This is a genomic window from Bacillus sp. FSL R5-0447 (assembly GCF_038606125.1).
Lineage (GTDB): Bacteria > Bacillota > Bacilli > Bacillales > Bacillaceae > Bacillus > Bacillus velezensis.
Genome location: NZ_CP152012.1, coordinates 117,911 through 141,460, shown reverse-complemented (window position 1 = coordinate 141,460; position 23,550 = coordinate 117,911). Strand labels below are relative to the sequence as shown.

Here is a 23,550-nt window from a genome sequence, read left to right as displayed (position 1 = left end):
GATCGCACCTCCTTGAGTAAGGCATTTATTTCATTAGATAACTTCTGGAGCCAGAGAAACAATTTTCATGAAGTTGTTTTCACGTAATTCACGGGCAACCGGTCCGAAGATACGAGTTCCACGCGGGCTCTTGTCGTCACGGATGATAACACATGCATTCTCATCGAAGCTGATGTATGATCCGTCAGTTCTGCGTGCTCCGCTTTTTGTGCGAACGATAACAGCTCTTACGACTTCACCTTTTTTGACAACGCCTCCTGGTGTTGCTTGTTTAACCGTGCAAACAATTACATCACCAATGTTAGCCGTTTTACGTCCAGAACCGCCAAGAACTTTAATAGTAAGTACCTCACGCGCACCGGAGTTGTCAGCAACTTTTAAACGAGTCTCTTGTTGAATCATTATTTGTTACCTCCCTTCGGAAAAAGAATTCCGAACTTTATTAGATAATAACAGCTTCTTCGACAACTTCTACTAGACGAAAACGCTTAGTTGCAGATAATGGACGAGTTTCCATAATCTTTACGATGTCTCCGATTTTAGCTTGATTATTTTCATCATGTGCTTTGAATTTCTTTGAGTATTTTACGCGTTTACCGTAAATAGGATCCTTTTTGTATGTTTCAACAACAACAGTGATGGTTTTATCCATTTTGTCAGAAACAACACGGCCTTGGTAAACTTTGCGTTGGTTACGTTCGCTCATGCTCACGACCTCCCCTCAGTGATTATTTGTTGGCAGCAATTTCTCTTTCACGAATCACAGTTTTCATGCGCGCGATAGCTTTGCGCACTTCACGAATGCGAGCAGTATTTTCAAGTTGTCCTGTCGCTAATTGAAAGCGAAGATTGAAAAGTTCTTCTTTAAGAGACTTTACTTTTTGTTCAATTTCAGCAGTGGTAAGGTCACGAATTTCATTAGCTTTCATTTGATTCACCACCAATTTCTTCACGTTTTACGAACTTCGTTTTAATTGGCAATTTGTGAGATGCAAGACGAAGAGCTTCACGAGCTACCTCTTCAGACACACCAGAAATTTCAAATAAAACTTTGCCCGGTTTTACAACAGCTACCCAGCCTTCAGGAGCCCCTTTACCGGAACCCATCCGTACCTCAAGCGGTTTAGCAGTGTAAGGTTTTGAAGGGAAAATTTTAATCCAAACTTTACCGCCACGTTTCATGTAACGAGTCATCGCAATACGTGCAGCTTCGATTTGGCGGTTTGTGATCCAAGAAGCTTCAAGAGCCTGGATACCGTACTCACCAAAATGTACTTCAGTACCGCCTTTAGCGCGACCGCGCATTTTTCCGCGATGCTCTCTGCGATATTTAACGCGTTTTGGTAATAACATATTATTTTCCTCCTTCCTCAGTTTTCTTCTTAGTAGGAAGAACCTCTCCACGATAGATCCAGACTTTTACACCAAGCTTACCGTAAGTTGTGTCAGCTTCAGATGTTGCATAGTCGATGTCAGCACGTAAAGTGTGCAATGGAACAGTTCCTTCACTGTAGTATTCAGAACGAGCAATGTCAGCTCCGCCAAGACGGCCGGAAACCATTGTTTTCACACCTTGTGCTCCAGCACGCATAGTGCGTTGGATTTGTTGTTTCTGCGCACGGCGGAAAGAAATACGGTTTTCTAGTTGACGAGCGATGTTGTCAGCTACAAGCTGAGCATCAAGATCTGCTCTTTTGATTTCAAGAATGTTAATGTGTACACGCTTGCCAGTAAGGCTGTTAAGGGCTTTACGAAGTGCTTCAACTTCAGATCCGCCTTTACCGATTACCATACCAGGCTTAGCAGTGTGGATCGTAATGTTAACGCGGTTTGCTGCGCGCTCGATTTCTACTTTAGAAACAGAAGCGTCAGAAAGGCGTTTGCTAATGAATTCACGAATTTTTAAATCTTCGTGCAGGAAGTCAGCGTAATCTTTACCAGCGTACCACTTAGATTCCCAATCACGAATGACTCCGATACGAAGACCGACTGGATTTACCTTTTGACCCACTACTTATCCCTCCTTCTTTTCTGATACAACGATTGTAATGTGGCTCGTACGTTTGTTGATTTGGCTCGCACGTCCCATAGCACGCGGGCGGAATCTTTTTAACGTTGGGCCTTCGTCAACAAATGCCTGAGAAATAACCAGATTGTTAGCGTCCATCTCGTAGTTGTGCTCAGCATTTGCGATAGCAGATTTTAAAACTTTTTCGATGATCGGAGAAGCAGCTCTCGGAGTTAAGTTCAGGATAGATACTGCTTCGCCTACTTGCTTACCTCGAATCAGGTCCATTACTAGACGTGCTTTACGAGGAGCAATACGGACTGTTCTTGCAACAGCTTTAGCTTGCATTTAAAAGCCTCCTCTCTTAGCGTCTTGTTTTTTTATCGTCACTGGCGTGGCCTTTGTAAGTACGAGTCGGTGCGAATTCGCCCAACTTGTGGCCTACCATGTCTTCAGAAATGAATACAGGCACGTGTTTACGTCCGTCATATACTGCGATAGTGTGACCGATAAATTGTGGGAAAATAGTTGAACGGCGAGACCAAGTTTTTACAACTTGTTTCTTGTCCGTTTCATTTAATTTCTCGATTTTTGTCATCAAGTGTCCATCGACAAATGGTCCTTTTTTCAAGCTGCGAGCCATTTTGGAACCTCCCTTCGTGATTGCACTACGGTCCGAAATGAACCGTAGACAACCCCGTTATTTATTTTTACGACGACGTACGATAAATTTATCAGATTTGTTCTTTTTCTTACGTGTCTTGAATCCAAGAGTCGGTTTGCCCCAAGGAGACATTGGTGATTTGCGTCCGATTGGCGCGCGACCTTCACCACCACCGTGCGGGTGATCGTTAGGGTTCATTACAGAACCGCGGACTGTAGGGCGGATGCCTTTCCAGCGAGAGCGTCCTGCTTTACCAACGTTGATAAGTTCGTGCTGCTCGTTACCTACTTGACCGATAGAAGCGCGGCAAGCAGAAAGGATCATGCGAACTTCACCAGAGTTAAGACGTACAAGAACGTATTTGCCTTCTTTACCAAGAACCTGAGCAGATGTACCAGCTGAACGTACAAGCTGTCCGCCTTTACCAGGTTTTAATTCAATGTTATGCACAACTGTACCAACAGGGATGTTGATAAGCGGAAGTGCGTTACCTACTTTGATGTCAGCTTCAGGGCCGGACATGATTTCAGTACCTACTTGAATTCCTTTTGGTGCAAGAATGTAACGTTTTTCTCCGTCTACATAGTTGATTAGTGCAATGTTAGCTGAACGGTTTGGATCGTACTCAACTGTAGCAACGCGTCCAGGTATACCATCTTTATCGCGTTTGAAGTCGATAACACGGTATTGGCGTTTGTGTCCGCCACCTTGGTGACGTACAGTCAATTTACCTTGGTTGTTACGTCCGCCTTTTTTGTGAAGGGGCGCAAGCAAGGATTTTTCCGGCTGGTCAGTCGTGATTTCAGCAAAATCTGAAGTTGTCATGCCACGACGTCCGTTAGAGGTCGGTTTATACTTTTTAATCGCCATTTTGAATTTCCCTCCTTCTTTTTACAGATAATTAAGCTTCAAAAATTTCGATTTCTTTGCTGTCTGCAGTAAGTTTTGCGATCGCTTTTCTGCGACGGCTAGTCATACCAGTGTAGCGGCCGACACGTTTTGATTTCCCTTTGTAGTTCATGATGTTGACTTTGTCAACTTTCACTCCAAAGATACTTTCAACTGCATCTTTCACTTCTGTTTTATTAGCTCTTACATCAACTTCAAAAGTATATTTTTTTTCAGTCATTAAATCAGCAGAACGTTCAGTAATGACGGGGCGCTTAAGAACATCACGAGGATCTTTCATTATGCAAGCACCTCCTCTACTTTTTCAACCGCAGCTTTTGTAATCAGAAGCTTCTCGTGGTTGACAACGTCTAACACGTTGATTCCGTTAGCTTGAACAACTGTAACTCCAGGGATGTTGCGTGCAGAAAGAGATACTGCTTCGTTTGCATCCGCAGTTACGATTAAAGCTTTTTTCTCAACAGATAATCCTTTAAGGATAGCTGCCATTTCTTTTGTTTTAACCGTATCAAGAGTAAGATCTTCAAGAACAATAATGTTGTTGTCGTTCACTTTAGAAGACAATACTGATTTGATTGCCAAGCGGCGAACTTTTTTAGGTAATTTGTAAGAATAGCTGCGTGGTGTTGGGCCGAATACGACACCACCTCCGCGCCATTGCGGTGAACGGATTGAACCTTGACGGGCACGACCTGTACCTTTTTGACGCCATGGTTTGCGACCTCCGCCGCGTACTTCAGAACGATTTTTTACTTTGTGAGATCCTTGACGTAAGGAAGCTCTTTGCATAAGAATAGCGTCGAATACTACGCTCTCATTTGGCTCAATTCCAAATACAGACGCGTTTAATTCGATATCACCAGCAGTAGAACCGTTTTGGTTGTATAATGCTACTTTTGGCATGATCAATTTCCTCCTTTCCTAAGAGACTTATTTAGATTTAACAGCACTTTTAACAGTGATTAAAGTTTTTCTCGCACCAGGTACGTTACCTTTAATCAAAAGAAGATTGCGCTCAGCATCTACTTTTACGATTTCAAGGTTTTGGACAGTGATTTGATCTCCGCCCATGCGTCCAGGTAATAGTTTACCTTTGAATACACGGTTAGGATCTACAGGTCCCATTGAACCAGGACGACGGTGGTAGCGTGAACCGTGAGACATAGGTCCGCGAGATTGTCCGTGGCGCTTGATTGCACCTTGGAAACCTTTACCTTTAGATACTCCTGTTACATCTACGATTTCTCCTGCAGAGAAAATTTCAACCTTGACTTCCTGACCAATTTCATACGCATCCATATCCACGCCGCGTAATTCTTTAACGAAGCGCTTAGGAGCAGTTTCCGCTTTTGCAACGTGTCCTTTTTCCGGTTTGTTTGAAAGCTTTTCACGCTTATCGTCAAAACCAAGCTGGATCGCTTCATAGCCATCATTTTCAGCTGTTTTCTTTTGAAGAACAACGTTTGGAGCTGCTTCAATAACAGTTACCGGGATAAGATCACCGTTCTCTGCGAATACTTGCGTCATACCAATTTTTCTTCCTAAGATTCCTTTGGTCATTCGTCACACCTCCTATTAAGATCATTCTATATTTTAGAATTAAAGTTTGATTTCGATATCGACACCAGATGGTAAGTCTAATCGCATGAGAGCATCAACAGTTTGTGGTGTTGGGTTCACAATGTCGATTAAACGTTTATGTGTACGCATTTCAAATTGCTCACGAGAATCTTTGTATTTGTGCACCGCACGAAGGATTGTGTAAACTGATTTTTCAGTTGGCAACGGAATCGGACCAGATACGCTGGCACCAGAACGTTTTGCCGTTTCAACAATCTTCTCTGCAGATTGATCAAGGATTCTATGATCATATGCTTTTAAACGAATACGAATTTTTTGTTTTGCCATTATTTTCCCTCCTTTTCGCCTACATCACGTTAGACAGTTCTCCGTGAGAAAAACCTGATCACCTTGCCATGGCAAAGCGGCCGGGTGTGTCAGCAACCTCTCACTTCATCGCAGTCAAAGACCAACATACACTATTATACAGAAAATAGACGTATGTTGCAAGGTTTATTTAAAGAACCTTGTGGTTTTCACACTTTGATTATTATACAGGTGATATCATGATTAATCAAGGATATGCCTGTTTTCTTTCAAAGATGGAACGATGCGAACCGGCTGACAACTTCGGCAAAGCGATCCGGTTCCTCCAAGTGAGGCGAATGGGCTGAGTTCTCAAACCAATGCCATTCTTTATACGGCGCATCAACCTTCTGATAATATTCATAAGACGTCGTCCCCGGGACCGTCAAATCGTATCTCCCTGACATAAAACAGCACGGTATTATAATAGAAGAAACTGATTCCCCGGCATTAAAGAAAATGAGATCCTCCCACAGGTGTTTCAGGCTGAACATTTGTCCCCGCGCGGCTAAGAAACTCCCTCTCACACCGTACGGTTCACCAAACAGCATTCGCCCCCCTGCTTTAAGAGCACCGATCGGATGATGGGTAAAGCCCCCTCCCCTCATCTCGATACAAAGCAGAAACAACGTTCGCTGCAGCTGTTTCTCCCATGGAGGCGCTCCGATAAAGCTAAGCGTCTTTTCCAGCAGGAAATGTTTGCGTCGCCTGCTCCATTCCATCATCAGCCGGTAAGCTTCCGTTTCTTCCTTTTGAATATTAACCACCTGACTGATACCGATATACGCATAATACAAATCAGGTCTCTCTTGAAGAACATGAAGCGCCAGAACTGAACCCCACGAATAACCGGCGATATATATTTTTTGCCTGCTGAATTGCTTGCATAAGCGTTCGGTCAAATGAATGGTATCGGCTGTCAGCTGATCCAAGGTCATAGATGAAGCCGGAATTTCCTTTGAATAAGAGAGACCCGCCCCTCTCTGATCCCAGTTCACAACGGTGAAATGCTTTTCCAGCTTATTCTGGTATTTTCTCGCATAGCCGATTTGAGGCGTGCCGGGACCGCCGTGCAAAAACAAAAGCAGCGGATTACTCCTGTCATCACCATTAATCATAATGGTTTGTTCACTGCCATTAATCAGCAATTGCTGAAGCATTGAAATACGATTGGTTTTCTTGAAGTTATCGTTCATCGCTCTGCTCCTAAAATTTGTATACGTTCTATTATACATGGAATCAGCGGGGAAACAAAAAAACGAGGCCCCATAAGGGACCCCGCATTAATGAACGAGTCGATTACTCAGTGATTGTAGAAACAACGCCTGAACCAACTGTACGTCCGCCTTCACGAATAGAGAAACGAGTTCCTTCTTCGATAGCGATTGTAGAGATAAGTTCAACGATCATTTCAGTGTTATCTCCAGGCATAACCATTTCTACGCCTTCTGGAAGATTGATGATACCAGTTACGTCAGTTGTACGGAAGTAGAACTGAGGACGGTAGTTAGAGAAGAATGGAGTATGACGTCCACCCTCTTCTTTAGAAAGAACGTAAACTTCAGCTTTGAATTTGCTGTGTGGAGTGATTGTACCTGGTTTAGCAAGTACTTGTCCACGTTGGATGTCTTCACGAGCTACACCGCGAAGAAGCGCACCGATGTTGTCTCCAGCTTCAGCGTAGTCAAGAAGCTTACGGAACATTTCAACACCTGTAACAGTTGTTTTGCTGTTTTCTTCTTGAAGACCGATGATTTCAACTTCGTCACCGACTTTAACTTGTCCGCGTTCTACACGGCCAGTAGCAACTGTACCACGACCAGTGATTGAGAATACGTCCTCAACCGGCATCATGAATGGTTTGTCAGTGTCGCGTTCTGGAGTTGGGATGTACTCGTCAACTGCAGCCATAAGTTCAAGAATTTTTTCTTCGTACTCAGCGTCACCTTCAAGAGCTTTAAGAGCAGAACCTTTAACAACTGGTACATCATCACCAGGGAAGTCGTATTCGCTAAGAAGATCGCGAACTTCCATTTCAACAAGCTCAAGAAGCTCTTCGTCGTCTACCATGTCGCATTTGTTAAGGAATACTACGATGTATGGTACACCAACGTTTTTAGAAAGAAGGATGTGCTCACGAGTTTGTGGCATTGGGCCATCAGCAGCAGATACTACAAGGATAGCTCCGTCCATTTGCGCAGCACCAGTGATCATGTTTTTAACATAGTCAGCGTGTCCTGGGCAGTCAACGTGTGCATAGTGACGAGTGTCAGTTTCGTACTCAACGTGTGCAGTAGAGATTGTGATACCGCGCTCACGTTCTTCTGGAGCACCATCAATTTGATCGTACGCCATAGCTGTACCTTTACCAGATTTCTTATGAAGTACTGTTGAGATAGCAGCAGTTAATGTTGTTTTACCATGGTCAACGTGTCCAATTGTACCGATATTGGCATGTGATTTGGAACGGTCGAATTTTTCTTTAGCCATTCTAAAATCCTCCTTAAGAGCTTTTAATTAGTAATGTATAGAGTGATAGAAAGTGAAAGCAAGCTCTCACTTCCTCATCTTACAATAGTAGTTATACTTGAGTTAAGTGGCAAAATCAATTATTCGCCTTTATTTTTTTTGATAATTTCTTCAGCGATGCTCTTCGGCACTTCTTCATAGTGATCCATGAACATTGTGAACGTACCGCGTCCTTGCGTGTTAGAACGAAGGGCAGTAGCGTAACCGAACATTTCAGCAAGAGGTACCATCGCACGCACAACTTGAGCGTTACCGCGAGCTTCCATACCTTCTACGCGTCCGCGACGAGAAGTAACATCACCCATGATGTCTCCCATGTATTCTTCAGGAATAACAACTTCAACTTTCATGATTGGTTCAAGAAGAACTGGGTTACATTTGCTGACTGCATTTTTCAATGCCATAGAAGCAGCGACTTTAAACGCCATTTCGTTTGAGTCAACATCATGGTAAGATCCATCAAAAAGTTTCGCCTTGATGTCGATTAGCGGGAATCCGGCTAGGACACCATTTTCAAGAGAGTCTTCAAGACCTGCTTGTACGGCTGGGATGTATTCACGAGGAACAACACCACCGACGATTGCGTTTTCGAATTCAAAGCCAGCGCCTTCTTCGTTCGGTTCAAACTCGATCCAAACGTGACCGAACTGACCGCGTCCGCCTGATTGACGTACGAATTTACCTTCAACTTTTGCACCGGTACGGAATGTCTCACGGTACGCAACTTGAGGAGCACCAACGTTAGCTTCAACTTTGAACTCACGCTTCATACGATCAACAATGATATCAAGGTGAAGCTCACCCATACCAGAGATGATTGTTTGACCCGTTTCAGGGTTTGTTTGTGTACGGAATGTAGGATCTTCTTCAGCAAGTTTCGCTAAAGCGATACCCATTTTATCTTGGTCAGCTTTTGATTTAGGCTCAATCGCTACGTCGATAACAGGCTCTGGGAATTCCATTGATTCAAGGATTACAAGATCCTTCTCATCACATAGAGTATCTCCAGTAGAAGTATCTTTTAGACCTACAGCAGCTGCGATGTCTCCAGCGTAAACAGTAGAGATCTCTTCACGGCTGTTTGCGTGCATTTGAAGGATACGTCCTACGCGCTCACGCTTGCCTTTTGTAGAGTTCTTTACATATGAACCGGAATCAAGTGTACCGGAATATACGCGGAAGAATGTCAGCTTACCAACATAAGGGTCAGTCATAACTTTAAATGCAAGTGCAGAGAATGGCTCTTCATCAGAAGAATGACGAACGATCTCTTCATCTGTGTCAGGACGTACACCTTTGATTGCAGCAACATCAGTTGGCGCAGGAAGGTAGTCAAGAACAGCATCAAGTACAAGCTGAACACCTTTGTTTTTGAAAGCAGATCCAACAAGTACAGGGTAGAATTCAACATTCAGTGTACCTTTACGGATAGCAGCTTTCAGTTCAGGGATAGTGATTTCTTCACCTTCAAGGTACTTTTCCATAAGCTCTTCATCAAGCTCAGCTACAGCTTCAATCAGGCTGCTGCGAAGCTCTTCAGCTTGCTCTTTGTACTCTTCAGGGATTTCTTTCGCATCTGAACGAGTTCCAAGGTCATCTTCGTAGAAATACGCAACGTTTTCTACTAAGTCAATGATACCTTCGAAGTTGTCTTCAGCGCCGATCGGCAATTGAATTGCGTGAGCGTTAGCTTGAAGACGGTCTCTTAAAGTGCCTACAGAGTAAAGGAAGTCTGCGCCGATTTTGTCCATTTTGTTGACAAATACAACGCGCGGTACTCCGTAAGTTGTTGCTTGGCGCCATACTGTTTCTGTCTGAGGCTCAACACCTGATTGAGCATCAAGTACGGCAACCGCACCATCAAGTACACGGAGTGAACGTTCAACTTCAACTGTGAAGTCTACGTGTCCCGGTGTATCGATGATGTTTACACGGTAACCTTTCCACTGTGCAGTCGTTGCTGCAGAAGTGATTGTGATACCGCGTTCTTGTTCCTGCTCCATCCAGTCCATTTGCGAAGCACCTTCGTGAGTTTCGCCAATTTTGTGGATACGGCCTGTGTAGAACAAGATCCGTTCTGTAGTAGTCGTTTTACCGGCATCGATGTGAGCCATGATCCCGATATTACGAGTTTTTTCTAAGGAGAACTCTCTTGCCATTGGGTAATTTCTCCTTCCTTATTAGGGAATTATTATTTTGATTATATGAATCCTACCAGCGGTAGTGAGCAAATGCTTTGTTCGCTTCTGCCATCTTGTGAGTGTCTTCACGTTTCTTAACGGCAGCACCAGTGTTGTTAGCTGCATCAAGAATTTCGTTAGCCAGGCGCTCTTCCATTGTTTTTTCTCCGCGAAGACGCGCATAGTTAACCAACCAGCGAAGACCAAGAGTTGTACGGCGTTCAGGACGAACTTCTACAGGCACTTGGTAGTTAGCTCCACCTACACGGCGTGCTTTTACTTCAAGTACAGGCATGATGTTTTTCAATGCTTGTTCGAAAACCTCCATTGCATCATTGCCAGTGCGTTCTTTAATGATATCGAATGACTTGTATAGGATTGTTTGAGATTTACCTTTTTTACCGTCGATCATCATTTTGTTGATCAGGCGGGATACCAGCTTAGAGTTGTAAAGCGGATCAGGTAAAACATCTCTTTTTGCTACAGGACCTTTACGTGGCATCTGAATATCCTCCCTTCATAGTTTTAATGATTTATTTGATTACTTTGCTTTAGGACGTTTCGTACCGTATTTAGAACGGCCTTGCGCACGGTTTTCAACTCCGGCAGTATCAAGTGCGCCACGAACGATGTGGTAGCGTACCCCCGGTAAGTCTTTTACACGTCCGCCGCGGATCAGTACAACGCTGTGCTCTTGCAGGTTGTGACCGATACCAGGAATGTAGGCAGTAACCTCGATTCCGTTAGTCAAACGAACACGAGCATATTTACGAAGTGCTGAGTTCGGTTTTTTCGGTGTCATTGTACCCACACGAGTACATACCCCGCGTTTTTGTGGAGAAGATACGTTAGTGTGCTCTTTTTTAAAGCTGTTGTATCCTTTGTTTAGTGCAGGTGACTTAGAGTTTTCAACTTTGCTCACGCGTCCCTTGCGAATTAGCTGATTAATTGTAGGCATGTTGTGTTCCTCCCTTCATTACGTTTTATAACCCACATACCCAGGTGGTTCATCATTAGGCAAAAAACAATGTCTTTACACAAGATTGATATCTTATATAAAAACAAAAAGTACGCTATAACATAATGGCAACAGCTGCTGCTCCCACTTCAATTCCGCAGGCTTTGCCGAGCTTTTTCATGGAATCCACCATACAGACAGCGGTATTTTGGTTCTTTGCAAGCTGGATAACGCCAGCTGTAAGAACTGAATCCGCGTCTTTTGCCACGACGACTTCCTTCACTGAACCTCGTTTTAGAGCTTTCACTGTTTGCTTCGTACCAATAATAATTGATTTGGCCTGTGATACTTTATCATAAGACATAAACATATCCTCCAAAGTAACAGGTTTTATTTCGAGCACCTTGGTTATATTATCACTCTGCGGGGCGGATGTCAACAACGTATGACATTTTTTAGTGCAGTCCACCGCCAGAATAATTGTAATACTGAGGAAAAGCTGTCGAAACAGCCTTTCCTGCAGCAGTTTCTATTATTCAGCCGGAACCATATCTTCCGAAGGCTGAACGTTTGAAACAGGTTTTACTTTTCTGTAATTCATCATACCGGTACCGGCCGGAACCAGCTTACCGATGATAACATTCTCTTTCAGGCCGAGAAGTTCATCGCGCTTGCCTTTAATCGCAGCATCTGTAAGAACGCGTGTTGTCTCTTGGAATGATGCGGCAGACAAGAATGAATCCGTCTCGAGTGAAGCTTTTGTGATACCGAGAAGGACAGGACGGCCTGTAGCAGGTCGATTGCCTTCAAGCAGCACTTTTTTGTTCGCTTCTGTGAATTGGTGAATATCTAGCAATGTGCCAGGGAGAACATCAGTATCTCCGGCATCGATCACACGGACTTTGCGAAGCATCTGGCGAACCATTACTTCTACGTGTTTATCGCCGATTTCAACCCCCTGCATACGGTAAACCTTCTGAACCTCATGCAGAAGATATTCCTGAACCGTTGTCAGGTCAGTGACTTTAAGAAGTTCTTTCGGATCGATAGAACCTTCTGTCAGCACTTGGCCGCGGGTAATCTGATCACCCTCAGCCACTTTCAGGCGTGAGTTGTAAGGTGCCGTGTATGAACGTGTCTCAACAGCGCCCTGAACAACAATCTCCTGCTGTTTGTCGCGGACTTCATTGATTTCGGCAATTGTACCGTCAATCTCAGAAATCGTCGCTTGACCTTTCGGATTACGCGCTTCGAAAAGCTCTTGGATACGCGGAAGACCTTGTGTGATATCGTCTCCGGCAACCCCGCCTGTGTGGAACGTACGCATTGTTAACTGTGTTCCAGGCTCACCGATAGATTGAGCGGCGATAATACCTACTGCTTCGCCGACTTCAACATCAGTTCCGGTTGCAAGGTTACGTCCGTAGCATCGTTTACATACACCATGAGGAGTGTTACATGTGAACGCAGAACGGATCCACACTTCTTCGATTCCGGCTTCAACGATTTCCAGCGCTTTATCTTCATCGATCAATTCATTTTCGTTAATGAGCACAGCACCCGTTTCAGGATGTTTGATCTGTTTTCTGGCGAAACGTCCGATCAGACGCTCTTCCAGACGCTCGATGATTTCCGTGCCTTCTTTGAGCGGTTTTGCAAGAATACCGCGGTCTGTTCCGCAATCTGTTTCACGAATGATAACATCCTGCGCAACATCAACAAGACGGCGTGTAAGGTAACCTGAGTCAGCTGTTTTCAGGGCGGTATCGGCAAGACCTTTACGCGCACCGTGAGTGGAGATAAAGTACTCCAAAACTGTCAGGCCTTCACGGAAACTTGATTTAATCGGCAATTCAATGATTCGTCCAGCCGGGTTGGCCATCAGACCGCGCATACCCGCAAGCTGTGTAAAGTTAGATGCGTTACCACGGGCTCCTGAGTCACTCATCATGTAGATCGGGTTGACTTCGTCTAATGATTTCATCAGTTTGCCTTGGATAACATCTTTCGCTGAACTCCAAATTGAAATGACTCTTTCATAACGTTCTTCTTCGGTGATTAAACCGCGTCTGAACTGTTTCAGGACATTATCAACTTTGCTTTGTGCTTCTTCAAGGATTTCCTGTTTGTCATCGAGAACGACGATATCAGAAACCCCTACTGTGATGCCGGCTTTCGTTGAATATCTGAAACCGAGGTTTTTCATGCGGTCAAGCATTTTAGACGTTTCCGTGATATGGAATCGTTTAAAGATTTCCGCGATGATTTTACCGAGAATACCTTTTTTAAACGGTGCGTTGATCGGCTGCTCAGCAATCACAGCTTTTACGTCAGCACCTTTATCTAAGAAGAAACGGTCAGGTGTCTTCTCTTCAATGTTGCTCTTCGTTGGTTCATTCATGTAAGGGAATGATTCCGGAAGAATTTCATTGAAGACGAGCTTACCGACAGTTGTAATTAACAATTTTGAACGCTGTTCTTCAGTAAATGTCACATTCTTAAGGGAGTTCGCTGCAACAGCAACTCTCGTATGAAGGTGAACATAACCGTTTTGATAAGCAAGAAGCGCTTCGTCCGTATTTTTGAAAACCATACCCTCGCCGACTGCTCCGGCGCGCTCAAGCGTCAGGTAGTAGTTTCCTAATACCATATCCTGAGACGGCGTAACAACCGGTTTACCATCTTTAGGGTTCAAGATGTTTTGGGCCGCAAGCATCAGAATGCGCGCCTCAGCTTGAGCCTCAGCTGATAAAGGTACGTGAACCGCCATTTGGTCACCGTCAAAGTCAGCGTTATAAGCTGTACATACTAACGGGTGAAGACGGATGGCGCGTCCTTCAACAAGCGTCGGTTCGAAAGCCTGGATACCTAATCTGTGAAGAGTAGGGGCACGGTTCAGTAAGACCGGATGCTCCTTAATGACAGATTCAAGTACATCCCATACTTCAGGCTGCACGCGTTCGATTTTGCGTTTTGCGCTCTTGATATTGTGAGCAAGGCCTTTTTCAACAAGCTCTTTCATGACGAAAGGCTTGAAGAGCTCAAGCGCCATTTCCTTCGGCAAACCGCACTGATACATTTTCAGATGCGGACCTACGACGATAACGGAACGGCCTGAGTAGTCTACACGTTTACCGAGAAGGTTCTGACGGAAACGCCCTTGTTTCCCTTTCAGCATGTGAGAAAGAGATTTAAGCGGACGGTTACCCGGTCCGGTAACCGGACGGCCGCGGCGTCCGTTGTCAATCAGAGCATCGACTGCTTCCTGAAGCATACGTTTTTCGTTCTGAACGATGATGCTTGGCGCGCCGAGGTCTAACAGACGTTTTAAACGGTTATTACGGTTGATGACACGACGGTAAAGGTCGTTCAGATCAGACGTTGCGAAACGTCCGCCGTCAAGCTGAACCATCGGTCTTAATTCAGGCGGAATAACCGGAAGCACGTCGAGGATCATCCAAGACGGCTTGTTTCCTGAATTACGGAAGGCTTCAAGCACTTCAAGGCGTTTGATCGCACGTGTACGGCGCTGTCCTTGAGAAGTCTTCAGCTCTTCTTTTAACATATCAACTTCTTTGACAAGGTCGATGTCCTGCAGAAGTTTATTAATGGCTTCCGCACCCATAGAGGCTTGGAATTTGTTTCCGTACTTATCCAGATACGCACGGTATTCCTTTTCAGATAAAAGCTGTTTCTTTTCGAGCGGTGTATTGGCCGGGTCAGTTACGACGTAAGAAGCAAAGTAAATAACTTCTTCCAGCGCACGCGGTGACATATCCAATACAAGACCCATACGGCTCGGAATACCTTTGAAATACCAAATGTGAGAAACCGGGGCAGCCAGTTCAATATGCCCCATTCTCTCACGACGGACTTTAGCCCGCGTTACTTCAACTCCGCAACGGTCACAAACTACGCCTTTATAACGAACCCGCTTGTACTTGCCGCAATGACATTCCCAGTCCTTAGTCGGTCCGAAAATGCGTTCGCAGAACAGGCCGTCCTTTTCAGGTTTCAACGTACGATAGTTTATCGTTTCAGGCTTTTTCACTTCACCAAAAGACCATGAACGGATTTTATCCGGTGAAGCAAGACCGATGTTCATATACTCAAAATTGTTCACATCTAGCAAGGGGCCTACCTCCCTTTTTATCTTCGGATTAACCGATGTCACTTGCCTTTATCAATCAGAGACTATTCTTTCGTTACTGCGTCACGTTCAACGTCTGGAGATGCTGTTTCTTCCGGCGCTTCATCACCTGATAATGCAAGGCCGTCAGCTTGTTTCGCATCTTCCTCGTCTTCTAGATCTCTCATTTCTATTTCTTCTTCATCGCCTGAAAGGATTTTTACGTCCATACCTAAGCTTTGAAGCTCTTTGATCAATACTTTGAATGATTCCGGAACACCAGGCTCTGGAACATTGTCGCCTTTGACGATGGCTTCATATGTTTTCACACGTCCGACCACGTCATCGGACTTCACAGTCAGGATTTCTTGAAGCGTGTAAGCTGCGCCGTAAGCTTCAAGCGCCCAAACCTCCATCTCACCGAAACGCTGTCCGCCGAATTGGGCTTTACCGCCGAGAGGCTGCTGCGTAACAAGTGAGTAAGGACCTGTAGAACGGGCATGAAGTTTATCATCAACCATGTGCGCCAGTTTGATCATGTACATGATTCCGACAGATACACGGTTGTCAAACGGTTCTCCCGTACGGCCGTCATAAAGAACTGTTTTAGCGTCTCTTGACATGCCTGCTTCTTCAAGTGTTTCCCACACATCTTCTTCACGCGCGCCGTCAAATACAGGTGACGCGATGTGAATGCCGAGGTAGCGGGCAGCCATACCCATGTGAAGTTCTAATACCTGACCGATATTCATACGTGATGGTACACCCAGCGGGTTAAGCATGATATCGATCGGCGTGCCGTCAGGAAGGTAAGGCATATCTTCTTCAGGAAGAATCTTCGAGATAACCCCTTTGTTTCCGTGACGTCCGGCCATTTTATCACCTTCAGAAATCTTACGTTTCTGAACGATATATACGCGTACAAGCTGGTTCACTCCCGGAGGAAGTTCGTCGCCGTCTTCACGGTTGAAGACTTTTACGTCGTGGATAATTCCGCCGCCGCCGTGAGGCACACGGAGAGAAGTATCACGGACTTCACGCGCTTTTTCTCCAAAGATCGCATGAAGAAGGCGTTCTTCAGCCGTAAGCTCAGTTACACCTTTAGGCGTTACTTTACCTACGAGAAGGTCTCCGTCGTTGACTTCCGCACCGATACGGATAATTCCGCGGTCATCAAGATTGCGAAGCGCGTCTTCCCCTACGTTTGGAATATCGCGGGTGATCTCTTCCGGCCCAAGCTTTGTATCACGTGCTTCTGATTCATATTCTTCAATGTGAATAGATGTGTATACATCATCTTTCACAAGGCGTTCACTCATGATGATGGCATCCTCATAGTTGTAACCATCCCATGTCATGAAGCCGACCATTACGTTGCGGCCGAGAGCAAGTTCACCAAGCTCCATTGAAGGTCCGTCAGCAAGGATTTCTCCTTTGACTACTTCATCGCCGACACTGACGATCGGACGCTGGTTGTAGCACGTACCTTGGTTGGAGCGGACAAATTTCAGCAAGCTGTACTTATCCAGGTTGCCTTTTACTTTTTGGCCGTCAATTTCTTCATAGCGGCGCACCCATACGTTTTTCGCTTCCACCCGTTCAACGATACCAGGGTGTTTACAAATAACGGCTGCACCGGAGTCTTTACCGGATACGTATTCCATACCCGTTCCGACGATCGGAGCTTCCGGCTGCATCAAAGGCACAGCCTGACGCTGCATGTTCGCTCCCATGAGGGCGCGGTTCGAGTCATCGTTTTCCAAGAACGGAATACATGCTGTCGCAGCAGATACAACCTGTTTAGGAGATACGTCCATGTAATCCACTCGGTTGCGGGCTACAACGGTGTTTTCCCCTCTGAAACGCGCTACGATGCTGTCATCCAAGAAAGAACCGTCATCGCTCAGCTTAGCATTCGCTTGGGCTACGACATAGTTATCCTCTTCATCAGCAGTCAGGTAGTCGATTCTAGGCGTTACTTTTCCTGTTTCAGGATCAACGCGGCGGTATGGCGTCTCAATGAAACCAAAGCGGTTTACTTTCGCAAATGATGACAATGAGTTGATCAAACCGATGTTCGGGCCCTCAGGCGTTTCAATCGGACACATACGGCCATAGTGAGAGTAGTGAACGTCACGTACTTCCATACCTGCGCGCTCACGTGTCAAACCGCCCGGTCCGAGAGCTGACAGACGGCGTTTGTGCGTCAATTCAGCAAGCGGGTTCGTCTGATCCATGAATTGAGAAAGCTGTGAGCTTCCGAAGAACTCTTTAATAGACGCAATAACAGGTCTGATGTTAATCAGCTGCTGCGGCGTAATTGTATTCGTGTCTTGAATAGACATTCTTTCACGAACGACACGTTCCATCCGGCTTAAACCGATACGGAATTGGTTTTGCAGGAGCTCACCTACAGAACGCAGACGGCGGTTTCCGAGATGGTCGATATCATCAGTGTCACCCACTCCGTGCAGGAGGTTGAAGAAGTAGCTGATAGAAGAAATAATATCAGCAGGCGTAATGTTTTTAATCGCCTCTTCGATGTAAGCATTGCCGATCACATTGATCGTCTGCTCTCCTTCTGCATCGGTAGGAGCATAGATTTTAATGGATTGAAGCATCACTTCATCCTCGACAACGCCGCCGTTAGGATAAAGTTTTCTGAAGCCGATTCCATTTTCTAAGTATGGCAGTACTTTATCAAGTGTTCTTCTGTCAAGAATCTGCCCTTTTTCAGCGAGAATTTCACCGGTTTCCGGATCCACCAGTGTTTCTGCAAGGCGCTGGTTAAACAGGCGGTTCTTGATATGAAGCTTTTTATTAATTTTATAGCGTCCTACATTCGCAAGGTCGTATCGCTTCGGATCGAAGAAACGGGAATCCAGCAAGCTTTTTGCGTTTTCTACTGTAGGCGGCTCTCCGGGACGAAGGCGCTCATAGATTTCAAGAAGCGCTTTGTCACTGTTTTCAGTGTTGTCCTTATCCAGTGTATTGCGGAGATATTCGTTCTCACCAATGAGATCGAGAATCTCTTGGTCGGAACCGAAGCCGAGAGCACGCAAAAGAACCGTAACCGGCAACTTACGTGTGCGATCAATGCGGACATACACAACATCTTTCGCATCAGTTTCGTATTCTAACCATGCGCCACGGTTTGGAATGACAGTCGCGGTAAAACCTTTTTTACCGTTCTTGTCTACTTTACCACTGAAATATACACTTGGAGACCGAACAAGCTGAGATACGATAACACGTTCTGCACCGTTGATGATAAAAGTACCGGTATCTGTCATAATAGGGAAATCACCCATGAAGACATCCTGGTCTTTTACCTCTCCAGTTTCTTTGTTAATTAAACGAACCTTCACTCTCAGCGGAGCTGAGTAAGTCACATCACGTTCTTTTGACTCTTCAACGGGATACTTAGGATCTCCTAAACTGTAGTCAATGAACTCTAGAGAGAGGTTACCAGTGAAATCCTCAATTGGTGATATGTCTTGAAACATCTCTCTAAGACCCTCATCAAGAAACCACTGATAAGAAGAGGTTTGAATTTCAATGAGATTTGGTAATTCTAACACTTCGCTAATGCGAGCATAGCTTCTGCGCTGGCGGTGTCGTCCATACTGAACTAGTTGACCTGTCAACTGATTCACCCCTCAAATCATGCGTATTATATGTGTAATAAGCATCTCTTACGATAAAGAAATACTTTTACAAGACAAAAGAAAAAAGGGTTTCTAATTAAGAAAACCACATCCAAAAACAAATACCGATTTTATTAGCATTTCCATGTTTGTATAATTTATACATGCACTATGATTATTTCAGCATATCATGCAAAATATATACATTGGCATTTTACAATATTAACATAGCTGAAAATTCAAGTCAAACTTTTTTTGCTTTTATGATATAATAGCCTTTCTTTTTTTGAACCACAGAAACTTCGTCAAAAAGCTCCTTCAGTTTTTCAATGGCAGAAGGCCCGCCCTGTTTTTTCTGTATAACGATCCACAATTCACCTGAAGCCCTTAAATGCTCAGCGCTTTTTTCAAAAATGGCATGGACAACTTTTTTTCCGGCGCGGATTGGGGGGTTTGTAATAATAGAAGCAAATGTTTGAGCAGAATCAATATTTGAAAATAAATCACTCTGATAAATTCGAACGTTTTTTATTCCGTTTTTTTCTGCATTTTCATTTGACAGCTCTACGGCTCTTTCATTCACGTCAATCATGTGCACGGTCCGGTCTGTAAATGCACCGGCGAGTGACAGACCGATCGGGCCGTAACCGCAGCCTGCATCCAGGAAGTCACCATCGATCTCCGGCTCTTCAAACGCTTCAATTAAGACACGCGAACCGAAATCAACTTCCTTTTTCGAGAAAACGCCGCTGTCACTTGTGAATGTATAAGATCTGTTCCGCAGTGTAAATGACCATGTCTGTTTATCGCTTTTAACTGAAGGTTTTTCTGAATAATAGTGATCACTCATTATTAGAACCTCCTTTTATAATGGCACTTAAAGAAAAGCAAAGAAAAAGCCCGCCTCATAAAAGCGAGCTTCCCCTACAGGCAAGTGAAGATTACTTAACTTCTACAGAAGCGCCAACTTCTTCAAGTTTAGCTTTAAGCTCTTCAGCTTCTTCTTTCGCAATACCTTCTTTAAGTGGTTTTGGAGTGTTGTCAACAAGTTCTTTAGCTTCTTTCAAGCCAAGACCAGTGATTTCACGAACAACTTTGATAACTTTGATTTTCTGAGAACCTGCACCAGCAAGGATAAGGTCGAATTCGCTTTGCTCTTCAGCAGCGCCGCCAGCAGCAGCTCCGCCAGCTACAGCTACAGGAGCAGCAGCAGTTACGCCAAATTCTTCTTCGATTGCTTTTACTAGGTCGTTCAATTCAAGTACAGTTGCTTCTTTAACGGAAGCAATGATTTCTTCGATATTTAAAGCCATTTGAAATTCCTCCATTTGTTTTATTTTAGGGTAAAATCAGATTAAGCGCCTTGTTCTTCCTTTTGTTCTGCAACTGCTTTAGCTGCAAGTGCAAGGTTGCGAACTGGAGCTTGAAGTACGCTAAGCAACATAGAAAGTAAGCCATCGCGTGAAGGAAGTTCAGCAAGAGCTTTCACTTCTTCAACAGAAGATACTTTTCCTTCGATAACGCCCGCTTTGATTTCCAGAGCTTCGTGATTCTTCGCGAACTCGTTAAGAACTTTTGCCGGAGCGACAACATCTTCAGTACTGAATGCGATCGCATTCGGTCCAGTTAAGACATCATTCAAACCATCAAGTTCAGCTTGTTCAACCGCACGGCGAGTCATTGTGTTTTTGTACACTTTGAACTCTACGTTAGCTTCGCGAAGCTGTTTACGGAGTTCAGTTACTTCAGAAACGTTAAGTCCGCGGTAGTCAACGATGATCGTTGATTTGCTTTCTTTCAGTTTAGAAGCAATCTCTTCAACAACAACTTTTTTTGTATCAATTGCGCTGCTCATGGTTACACCTCCTGTAGATTTTGTGTAACACTTATACCGCTAGGTGATCACGACTGTGACGACGATTTCATATAAAAAGCCTCCATGTGGACATGGAGGCTGTATATACAAGCATACGTAACGTAATAGCTGTGATATATATACACCTCGGCAGGATATTAAGCCTCAACGGCCCCTGCTGTCTACGGTATAAATGATATTCTATTTTACAACATTTTGAATCATATCAGAATGCTGATCTAAAGTCAAATATTATTTTACGTTGAAAGTAGAAGCGTCTACTTTGACACCAGGGCCCATAGTAGAAGTAACGGCAACATTTTTCACGTAAACACCTTTAGCCGCAGCCGGTTTTGCTTTCAGGATTGTATCATACATTGTTGTGAAGTTCTCAACAAGTTTTTCATCCTCGAAAGAAACTTTTCCGATCGGAACATGGATGTTACCAGCTTTGTCAACGCGGTATTCTACTTTACCAGCTTTGATTTCGCCGATTGCTTTTTCCACTTCGAATGTAACAGTTCCTGTTTTAGGGTTTGGCATAAGACCTTTTGGTCCAAGCACACGGCCGATTTTACCGACTTCACCCATCATGTCAGGAGTCGCAACGATTACATCGAATTCGAACCAGCCTTGCTGGATTTTCGCGATGTAATCAGAATCGCCAACGTAGTCTGCACCGGCAGCTTCAGCTTCTTTTGCTTTTTCGCCTTTAGCGAATACAAGCACGCGCTGAGTTTTACCAGTTCCGTTAGGAAGTACAACTGCACCGCGGATTTGCTGATCGTTTTTACGAGGGTCAACCCCTAAACGAAAAGCAACTTCAACTGTAGCGTCGAATTTAGCTGTGTTTGTTTTTTTAGTAAGCGCCACTGCTTCAGCGACGTCGTAAGCTTTCGCACGGTCTACAAGCTTCGCAGCTTCAACGTACTTTTTACCTTTTTTAGCCATTTTAAAATTTCCTCCTTATGTGGTTATAGCGGAATAACCTCCCACGAATAAGGGTTGCGAACTTGTGAAAACTCGCAACCCGACAAGAAACAAATTAATCCTCGATAACGATACCCATACTGCGGGCAGTACCTTCAACCATGCGCATTGCCGCTTCAACGTCTGCTGCGTTTAAGTCAGGCATTTTCGTTTCAGCGATTTCGCGAACCTTATCGCGCTTAACGGTTGCCACTTTATTACGGTTTGGTTCACCAGAACCAGACTCAATTCCAGCTGCTTTTTTAAGCAATACTGCAGCAGGCGGAGTTTTTGTAATAAATGTAAATGAACGGTCTTCGTAAACCGAAATTTCAACAGGAATGATTAAACCAGCTTGGTCAGCTGTACGAGCGTTAAACTCCTTACAGAATCCCATGATATTTACACCGGCTTGACCTAGTGCAGGTCCAACTGGCGGCGCTGGGTTAGCTTTTCCAGCAGGAATTTGCAATTTTACAACTTTTACTACTTTTTTAGCCACGAGACACACCTCCTTAAGTCCGTGATGTGGTAATAGGGTAAACCCTCCCACTCAAGGTTTCATTCTTTATATGAATGACGAAATATCAAGCTAGCTGCCTTGGATTAGTCCAAGACGTACCTTTGCTATATTATCATTAATATATAGCAATTTCAAGTTTTTTCACATTACAATTTGTCGATCTGGGTAAATTCCAATTCAACCGGCGTTTCACGGCCGAACATGTTAACGAATACTTTCACTTTGCTCTTATCATAATCAATCTCTTCAATTGATCCTGTAAAGTTGGCGAAAGGTCCGTCTATGACTTTGACTGTCTCATTCAATTCAAAATCAATGTCGGTTTTCCGCTCATCCATGCCCATGCGTTTTAAGATGGTTTCCGCTTCGCCAGGAAGAAGCGGAGTCGGCTTTGAGCCTGAACCGGCTGATCCGACGAAACCGGTAACGCCCGGCGTGTTGCGGACCACATACCAGGAATCATCAGTCATGACGATTTCAACAAGCACATAACCCGGGAACACTTTCTTTTTGACTACTTTTTTCTTGCCGTTCTTAATATCAGTCTCTTCTTCTTCAGGAACGACCACGCGGAAAATTTTATCCTGCATTCCCATTGATTCCACACGTTTTTCAAGGTTCGCTTTTACTTTGTTTTCATAACCGGAATACGTATGAACAACATACCAATTCTTTTCCATTCTATCAGGACTCTGCAGTCCTTCCCTCCCCGCATTTAAAAATGAAGTGTAAAACAAAAAATAGGCTCAGGGCCTATGAATCCTTTTTTCAACAACACAATAAAAAACCCGCTGAACGGGTTTTGGCAAACGATATTATGATCTATTATAGCACGTATTGCTGATCATTATTCAACTATTAAACGAATTAATTGAGAAATTCCTGTATCAAGGAGGGCAAAAAAGATAACAAAAAAGATAACCGTTGAAATCACCGTGATCGTATAGCGCGTTAACTCTTTGCCTTTAGGCCAGCTAACCTTTTTCATTTCTTTCCCAACATCTTTAAAGAAACTCATCATGCGCATGTAAAAGACCTCCACAATTTAAAAAGCGAACACTATTTTGTTTCTAAATGAGCTGTATGTGAATTGCAAGTGCTGCAGTACTTCTTAACTTCTAACCGCTCAGCCGCTGATGCAGAGCTTTTCATTGTCGTATAATTACGATTTCCGCATGTTTTGCATGCCAGCGTAATCTTTTTTCTCATGTCGTTACACCTTTTCCTAAACATTCATTTATCTTAATAAAATA

Annotated in this window: 28 protein-coding genes and 1 other annotated feature; all 28 genes read right to left on the bottom strand. The window is 44.2% G+C overall.

Translation table 11 applies throughout. The features are described 5' to 3' along the window. Positions 1 to 33: 33 nt before the first annotated feature. On the bottom strand, positions 34 to 402 hold the full coding sequence (gene rplN, locus NYE68_RS00780) for a 50S ribosomal protein L14 (RefSeq protein WP_007410404.1): 369 nt from the start codon (positions 400 to 402) through the stop codon (positions 34 to 36). 40 nt (positions 403 to 442) lie between these two features. Beyond that, positions 443 to 706 (bottom strand): 30S ribosomal protein S17, encoded by a 264-nt coding sequence (gene rpsQ, locus NYE68_RS00775; RefSeq protein WP_003156484.1) that lies wholly within the window; start codon positions 704 to 706, stop codon positions 443 to 445. Between the two features lie 22 nt (positions 707 to 728). Continuing rightward, on the bottom strand, positions 729 to 929 hold the full coding sequence (gene rpmC, locus NYE68_RS00770) for a 50S ribosomal protein L29 (protein WP_003156482.1): 201 nt from the start codon (positions 927 to 929) through the stop codon (positions 729 to 731). Beyond that, entirely contained in the window at positions 919 to 1,353 is a 435-nt protein-coding gene (gene rplP / locus NYE68_RS00765) for a 50S ribosomal protein L16 (RefSeq protein WP_003156478.1), read from the bottom strand. The genes rpmC and rplP overlap by 11 nt, the downstream gene beginning before the upstream one ends. A gap of 1 nt (position 1,354) precedes the next feature. After that, positions 1,355 to 2,011: a 30S ribosomal protein S3 gene (rpsC, locus tag NYE68_RS00760; protein ID WP_003156476.1), complete on the bottom strand. Its 657-nt coding sequence runs from the start codon at positions 2,009 to 2,011 to the stop codon at positions 1,355 to 1,357. A gap of 3 nt (positions 2,012 to 2,014) precedes the next feature. Then, positions 2,015 to 2,356 carry a 50S ribosomal protein L22 gene (gene rplV / locus NYE68_RS00755; protein WP_003156475.1) on the bottom strand — a complete coding sequence of 114 codons (342 nt, stop codon included), beginning with the start codon at positions 2,354 to 2,356 and terminating at the stop codon, positions 2,015 to 2,017. A 16-nt stretch (positions 2,357 to 2,372) separates the two neighbouring features. Further along, complete coding sequence (rpsS, locus tag NYE68_RS00750; RefSeq protein ID WP_003156472.1) at positions 2,373 to 2,651, bottom strand: 30S ribosomal protein S19; 279 nt, start codon at positions 2,649 to 2,651, stop codon at positions 2,373 to 2,375. 57 nt (positions 2,652 to 2,708) lie between these two features. Next, positions 2,709 to 3,542: a 50S ribosomal protein L2 gene (gene rplB, locus NYE68_RS00745; RefSeq protein ID WP_003156470.1), complete on the bottom strand. Its 834-nt coding sequence runs from the start codon at positions 3,540 to 3,542 to the stop codon at positions 2,709 to 2,711. Positions 3,543 to 3,573: 31 nt separating this feature from the next. Next, positions 3,574 to 3,861, bottom strand: a complete 288-nt coding sequence (gene rplW, locus NYE68_RS00740) for a 50S ribosomal protein L23 (protein ID WP_342493994.1) — start codon at positions 3,859 to 3,861, stop codon at positions 3,574 to 3,576. Then, a complete protein-coding gene (rplD, locus tag NYE68_RS00735; RefSeq protein WP_007615239.1) occupies positions 3,861 to 4,484 on the bottom strand; it encodes a 50S ribosomal protein L4 in 624 nt (207 codons plus the stop codon). Before rplD ends, rplW begins: the two co-directional genes overlap by 1 nt. A 27-nt stretch (positions 4,485 to 4,511) precedes the next feature. Next, positions 4,512 to 5,141: a 50S ribosomal protein L3 gene (gene rplC, locus NYE68_RS00730; protein WP_007410402.1), complete on the bottom strand. Its 630-nt coding sequence runs from the start codon at positions 5,139 to 5,141 to the stop codon at positions 4,512 to 4,514. A 39-nt stretch (positions 5,142 to 5,180) separates the two neighbouring features. Then, complete coding sequence (rpsJ, locus tag NYE68_RS00725; protein WP_003156464.1) at positions 5,181 to 5,489, bottom strand: 30S ribosomal protein S10; 309 nt, start codon at positions 5,487 to 5,489, stop codon at positions 5,181 to 5,183. A gap of 248 nt (positions 5,490 to 5,737) precedes the next feature. Continuing rightward, complete coding sequence (locus NYE68_RS00720) at positions 5,738 to 6,703, bottom strand: alpha/beta hydrolase (RefSeq protein ID WP_015416676.1); 966 nt, start codon at positions 6,701 to 6,703, stop codon at positions 5,738 to 5,740. Positions 6,704 to 6,806: 103 nt separating this feature from the next. After that, the gene (gene tuf, locus NYE68_RS00715; protein ID WP_007410400.1) at positions 6,807 to 7,997 is read right to left on the bottom strand and encodes an elongation factor Tu; all 1,191 of its coding nucleotides are present in this window, start codon (positions 7,995 to 7,997) and stop codon (positions 6,807 to 6,809) included. Between the two features lie 119 nt (positions 7,998 to 8,116). After that, positions 8,117 to 10,195 carry an elongation factor G gene (gene fusA / locus NYE68_RS00710; RefSeq protein WP_007410399.1) on the bottom strand — a complete coding sequence of 693 codons (2,079 nt, stop codon included), beginning with the start codon at positions 10,193 to 10,195 and terminating at the stop codon, positions 8,117 to 8,119. Between the two features lie 52 nt (positions 10,196 to 10,247). Beyond that, the gene (gene rpsG / locus NYE68_RS00705) at positions 10,248 to 10,718 is read right to left on the bottom strand and encodes a 30S ribosomal protein S7 (RefSeq protein WP_003156447.1); all 471 of its coding nucleotides are present in this window, start codon (positions 10,716 to 10,718) and stop codon (positions 10,248 to 10,250) included. Between the two features lie 39 nt (positions 10,719 to 10,757). Continuing rightward, the gene (gene rpsL / locus NYE68_RS00700) at positions 10,758 to 11,174 is read right to left on the bottom strand and encodes a 30S ribosomal protein S12 (RefSeq protein WP_003156445.1); all 417 of its coding nucleotides are present in this window, start codon (positions 11,172 to 11,174) and stop codon (positions 10,758 to 10,760) included. Positions 11,175 to 11,289: 115 nt separating this feature from the next. Further along, on the bottom strand, positions 11,290 to 11,538 hold the full coding sequence (locus tag NYE68_RS00695) for a 50S ribosomal protein L7ae-like protein (RefSeq protein WP_003156443.1): 249 nt from the start codon (positions 11,536 to 11,538) through the stop codon (positions 11,290 to 11,292). Positions 11,539 to 11,706: 168 nt separating this feature from the next. Continuing rightward, entirely contained in the window at positions 11,707 to 15,306 is a 3,600-nt protein-coding gene (gene rpoC, locus NYE68_RS00690) for a DNA-directed RNA polymerase subunit beta' (RefSeq protein ID WP_007410398.1), read from the bottom strand. 62 nt (positions 15,307 to 15,368) lie between these two features. Further along, on the bottom strand, positions 15,369 to 18,950 hold the full coding sequence (gene rpoB / locus NYE68_RS00685) for a DNA-directed RNA polymerase subunit beta (protein ID WP_003156440.1): 3,582 nt from the start codon (positions 18,948 to 18,950) through the stop codon (positions 15,369 to 15,371). 244 nt (positions 18,951 to 19,194) lie between these two features. Next, positions 19,195 to 19,800: a class I SAM-dependent methyltransferase gene (locus tag NYE68_RS00680; protein ID WP_025284098.1), complete on the bottom strand. Its 606-nt coding sequence runs from the start codon at positions 19,798 to 19,800 to the stop codon at positions 19,195 to 19,197. A 91-nt stretch (positions 19,801 to 19,891) separates the two neighbouring features. Next, on the bottom strand, positions 19,892 to 20,263 hold the full coding sequence (rplL, locus tag NYE68_RS00675) for a 50S ribosomal protein L7/L12 (protein WP_003156436.1): 372 nt from the start codon (positions 20,261 to 20,263) through the stop codon (positions 19,892 to 19,894). 41 nt (positions 20,264 to 20,304) lie between these two features. Beyond that, entirely contained in the window at positions 20,305 to 20,805 is a 501-nt protein-coding gene (gene rplJ, locus NYE68_RS00670; protein WP_014416746.1) for a 50S ribosomal protein L10, read from the bottom strand. A gap of 63 nt (positions 20,806 to 20,868) precedes the next feature. Then, positions 20,869 to 21,011: a sequence feature (ribosomal protein L10 leader region), on the bottom strand. Positions 21,012 to 21,057: 46 nt separating this feature from the next. Further along, entirely contained in the window at positions 21,058 to 21,756 is a 699-nt protein-coding gene (rplA, locus tag NYE68_RS00665) for a 50S ribosomal protein L1 (RefSeq protein ID WP_003156431.1), read from the bottom strand. Between the two features lie 94 nt (positions 21,757 to 21,850). Continuing rightward, positions 21,851 to 22,276: a 50S ribosomal protein L11 gene (gene rplK / locus NYE68_RS00660; protein ID WP_003156430.1), complete on the bottom strand. Its 426-nt coding sequence runs from the start codon at positions 22,274 to 22,276 to the stop codon at positions 21,851 to 21,853. Positions 22,277 to 22,443: 167 nt separating this feature from the next. Next, entirely contained in the window at positions 22,444 to 22,977 is a 534-nt protein-coding gene (nusG, locus tag NYE68_RS00655; protein ID WP_003156423.1) for a transcription termination/antitermination protein NusG, read from the bottom strand. Positions 22,978 to 23,144: 167 nt separating this feature from the next. Then, positions 23,145 to 23,324 carry a preprotein translocase subunit SecE gene (gene secE, locus NYE68_RS00650; RefSeq protein ID WP_003156422.1) on the bottom strand — a complete coding sequence of 60 codons (180 nt, stop codon included), beginning with the start codon at positions 23,322 to 23,324 and terminating at the stop codon, positions 23,145 to 23,147. 32 nt (positions 23,325 to 23,356) lie between these two features. After that, positions 23,357 to 23,506: a 50S ribosomal protein L33 gene (rpmG, locus tag NYE68_RS00645; protein ID WP_003156421.1), complete on the bottom strand. Its 150-nt coding sequence runs from the start codon at positions 23,504 to 23,506 to the stop codon at positions 23,357 to 23,359. Positions 23,507 to 23,550 lie beyond the last annotated feature (44 nt).

Coding starts and splice junctions, on each gene's coding strand:
- rplW (WP_342493994.1), bottom strand. CDS start 3,861: ATGAAAGATCCTCGTGATGTTCTTAAGCGCCCCGTCATTACTGAACGT.
- rplN (WP_007410404.1), bottom strand. CDS start 402: ATGATTCAACAAGAGACTCGTTTAAAAGTTGCTGACAACTCCGGTGCG.
- NYE68_RS00720 (WP_015416676.1), bottom strand. CDS start 6,703: ATGAACGATAACTTCAAGAAAACCAATCGTATTTCAATGCTTCAGCAA.
- rpmG (WP_003156421.1), bottom strand. CDS start 23,506: ATGAGAAAAAAGATTACGCTGGCATGCAAAACATGCGGAAATCGTAAT.
- fusA (WP_007410399.1), bottom strand. CDS start 10,195: ATGGCAAGAGAGTTCTCCTTAGAAAAAACTCGTAATATCGGGATCATG.
- rplA (WP_003156431.1), bottom strand. CDS start 21,756: ATGGCTAAAAAAGGTAAAAAGTACGTTGAAGCTGCGAAGCTTGTAGAC.
- rpsG (WP_003156447.1), bottom strand. CDS start 10,718: ATGCCACGTAAAGGTCCTGTAGCAAAAAGAGATGTTTTACCTGATCCG.
- rplC (WP_007410402.1), bottom strand. CDS start 5,141: ATGACCAAAGGAATCTTAGGAAGAAAAATTGGTATGACGCAAGTATTC.
- tuf (WP_007410400.1), bottom strand. CDS start 7,997: ATGGCTAAAGAAAAATTCGACCGTTCCAAATCACATGCCAATATCGGT.
- secE (WP_003156422.1), bottom strand. CDS start 23,324: ATGCGCATGATGAGTTTCTTTAAAGATGTTGGGAAAGAAATGAAAAAG.
- rpsL (WP_003156445.1), bottom strand. CDS start 11,174: ATGCCTACAATTAATCAGCTAATTCGCAAGGGACGCGTGAGCAAAGTT.
- NYE68_RS00695 (WP_003156443.1), bottom strand. CDS start 11,538: ATGTCTTATGATAAAGTATCACAGGCCAAATCAATTATTATTGGTACG.
- rplL (WP_003156436.1), bottom strand. CDS start 20,263: ATGGCTTTAAATATCGAAGAAATCATTGCTTCCGTTAAAGAAGCAACT.
- rpsQ (WP_003156484.1), bottom strand. CDS start 706: ATGAGCGAACGTAACCAACGCAAAGTTTACCAAGGCCGTGTTGTTTCT.
- rplB (WP_003156470.1), bottom strand. CDS start 3,542: ATGGCGATTAAAAAGTATAAACCGACCTCTAACGGACGTCGTGGCATG.
- nusG (WP_003156423.1), bottom strand. CDS start 22,977: ATGGAAAAGAATTGGTATGTTGTTCATACGTATTCCGGTTATGAAAAC.
- rplP (WP_003156478.1), bottom strand. CDS start 1,353: ATGTTATTACCAAAACGCGTTAAATATCGCAGAGAGCATCGCGGAAAA.
- rplJ (WP_014416746.1), bottom strand. CDS start 20,805: ATGAGCAGCGCAATTGATACAAAAAAAGTTGTTGTTGAAGAGATTGCT.
- rpsS (WP_003156472.1), bottom strand. CDS start 2,651: ATGGCTCGCAGCTTGAAAAAAGGACCATTTGTCGATGGACACTTGATG.
- rplV (WP_003156475.1), bottom strand. CDS start 2,356: ATGCAAGCTAAAGCTGTTGCAAGAACAGTCCGTATTGCTCCTCGTAAA.
- rpmC (WP_003156482.1), bottom strand. CDS start 929: ATGAAAGCTAATGAAATTCGTGACCTTACCACTGCTGAAATTGAACAA.
- rpsJ (WP_003156464.1), bottom strand. CDS start 5,489: ATGGCAAAACAAAAAATTCGTATTCGTTTAAAAGCATATGATCATAGA.
- rplD (WP_007615239.1), bottom strand. CDS start 4,484: ATGCCAAAAGTAGCATTATACAACCAAAACGGTTCTACTGCTGGTGAT.
- NYE68_RS00680 (WP_025284098.1), bottom strand. CDS start 19,800: ATGAGTGATCACTATTATTCAGAAAAACCTTCAGTTAAAAGCGATAAA.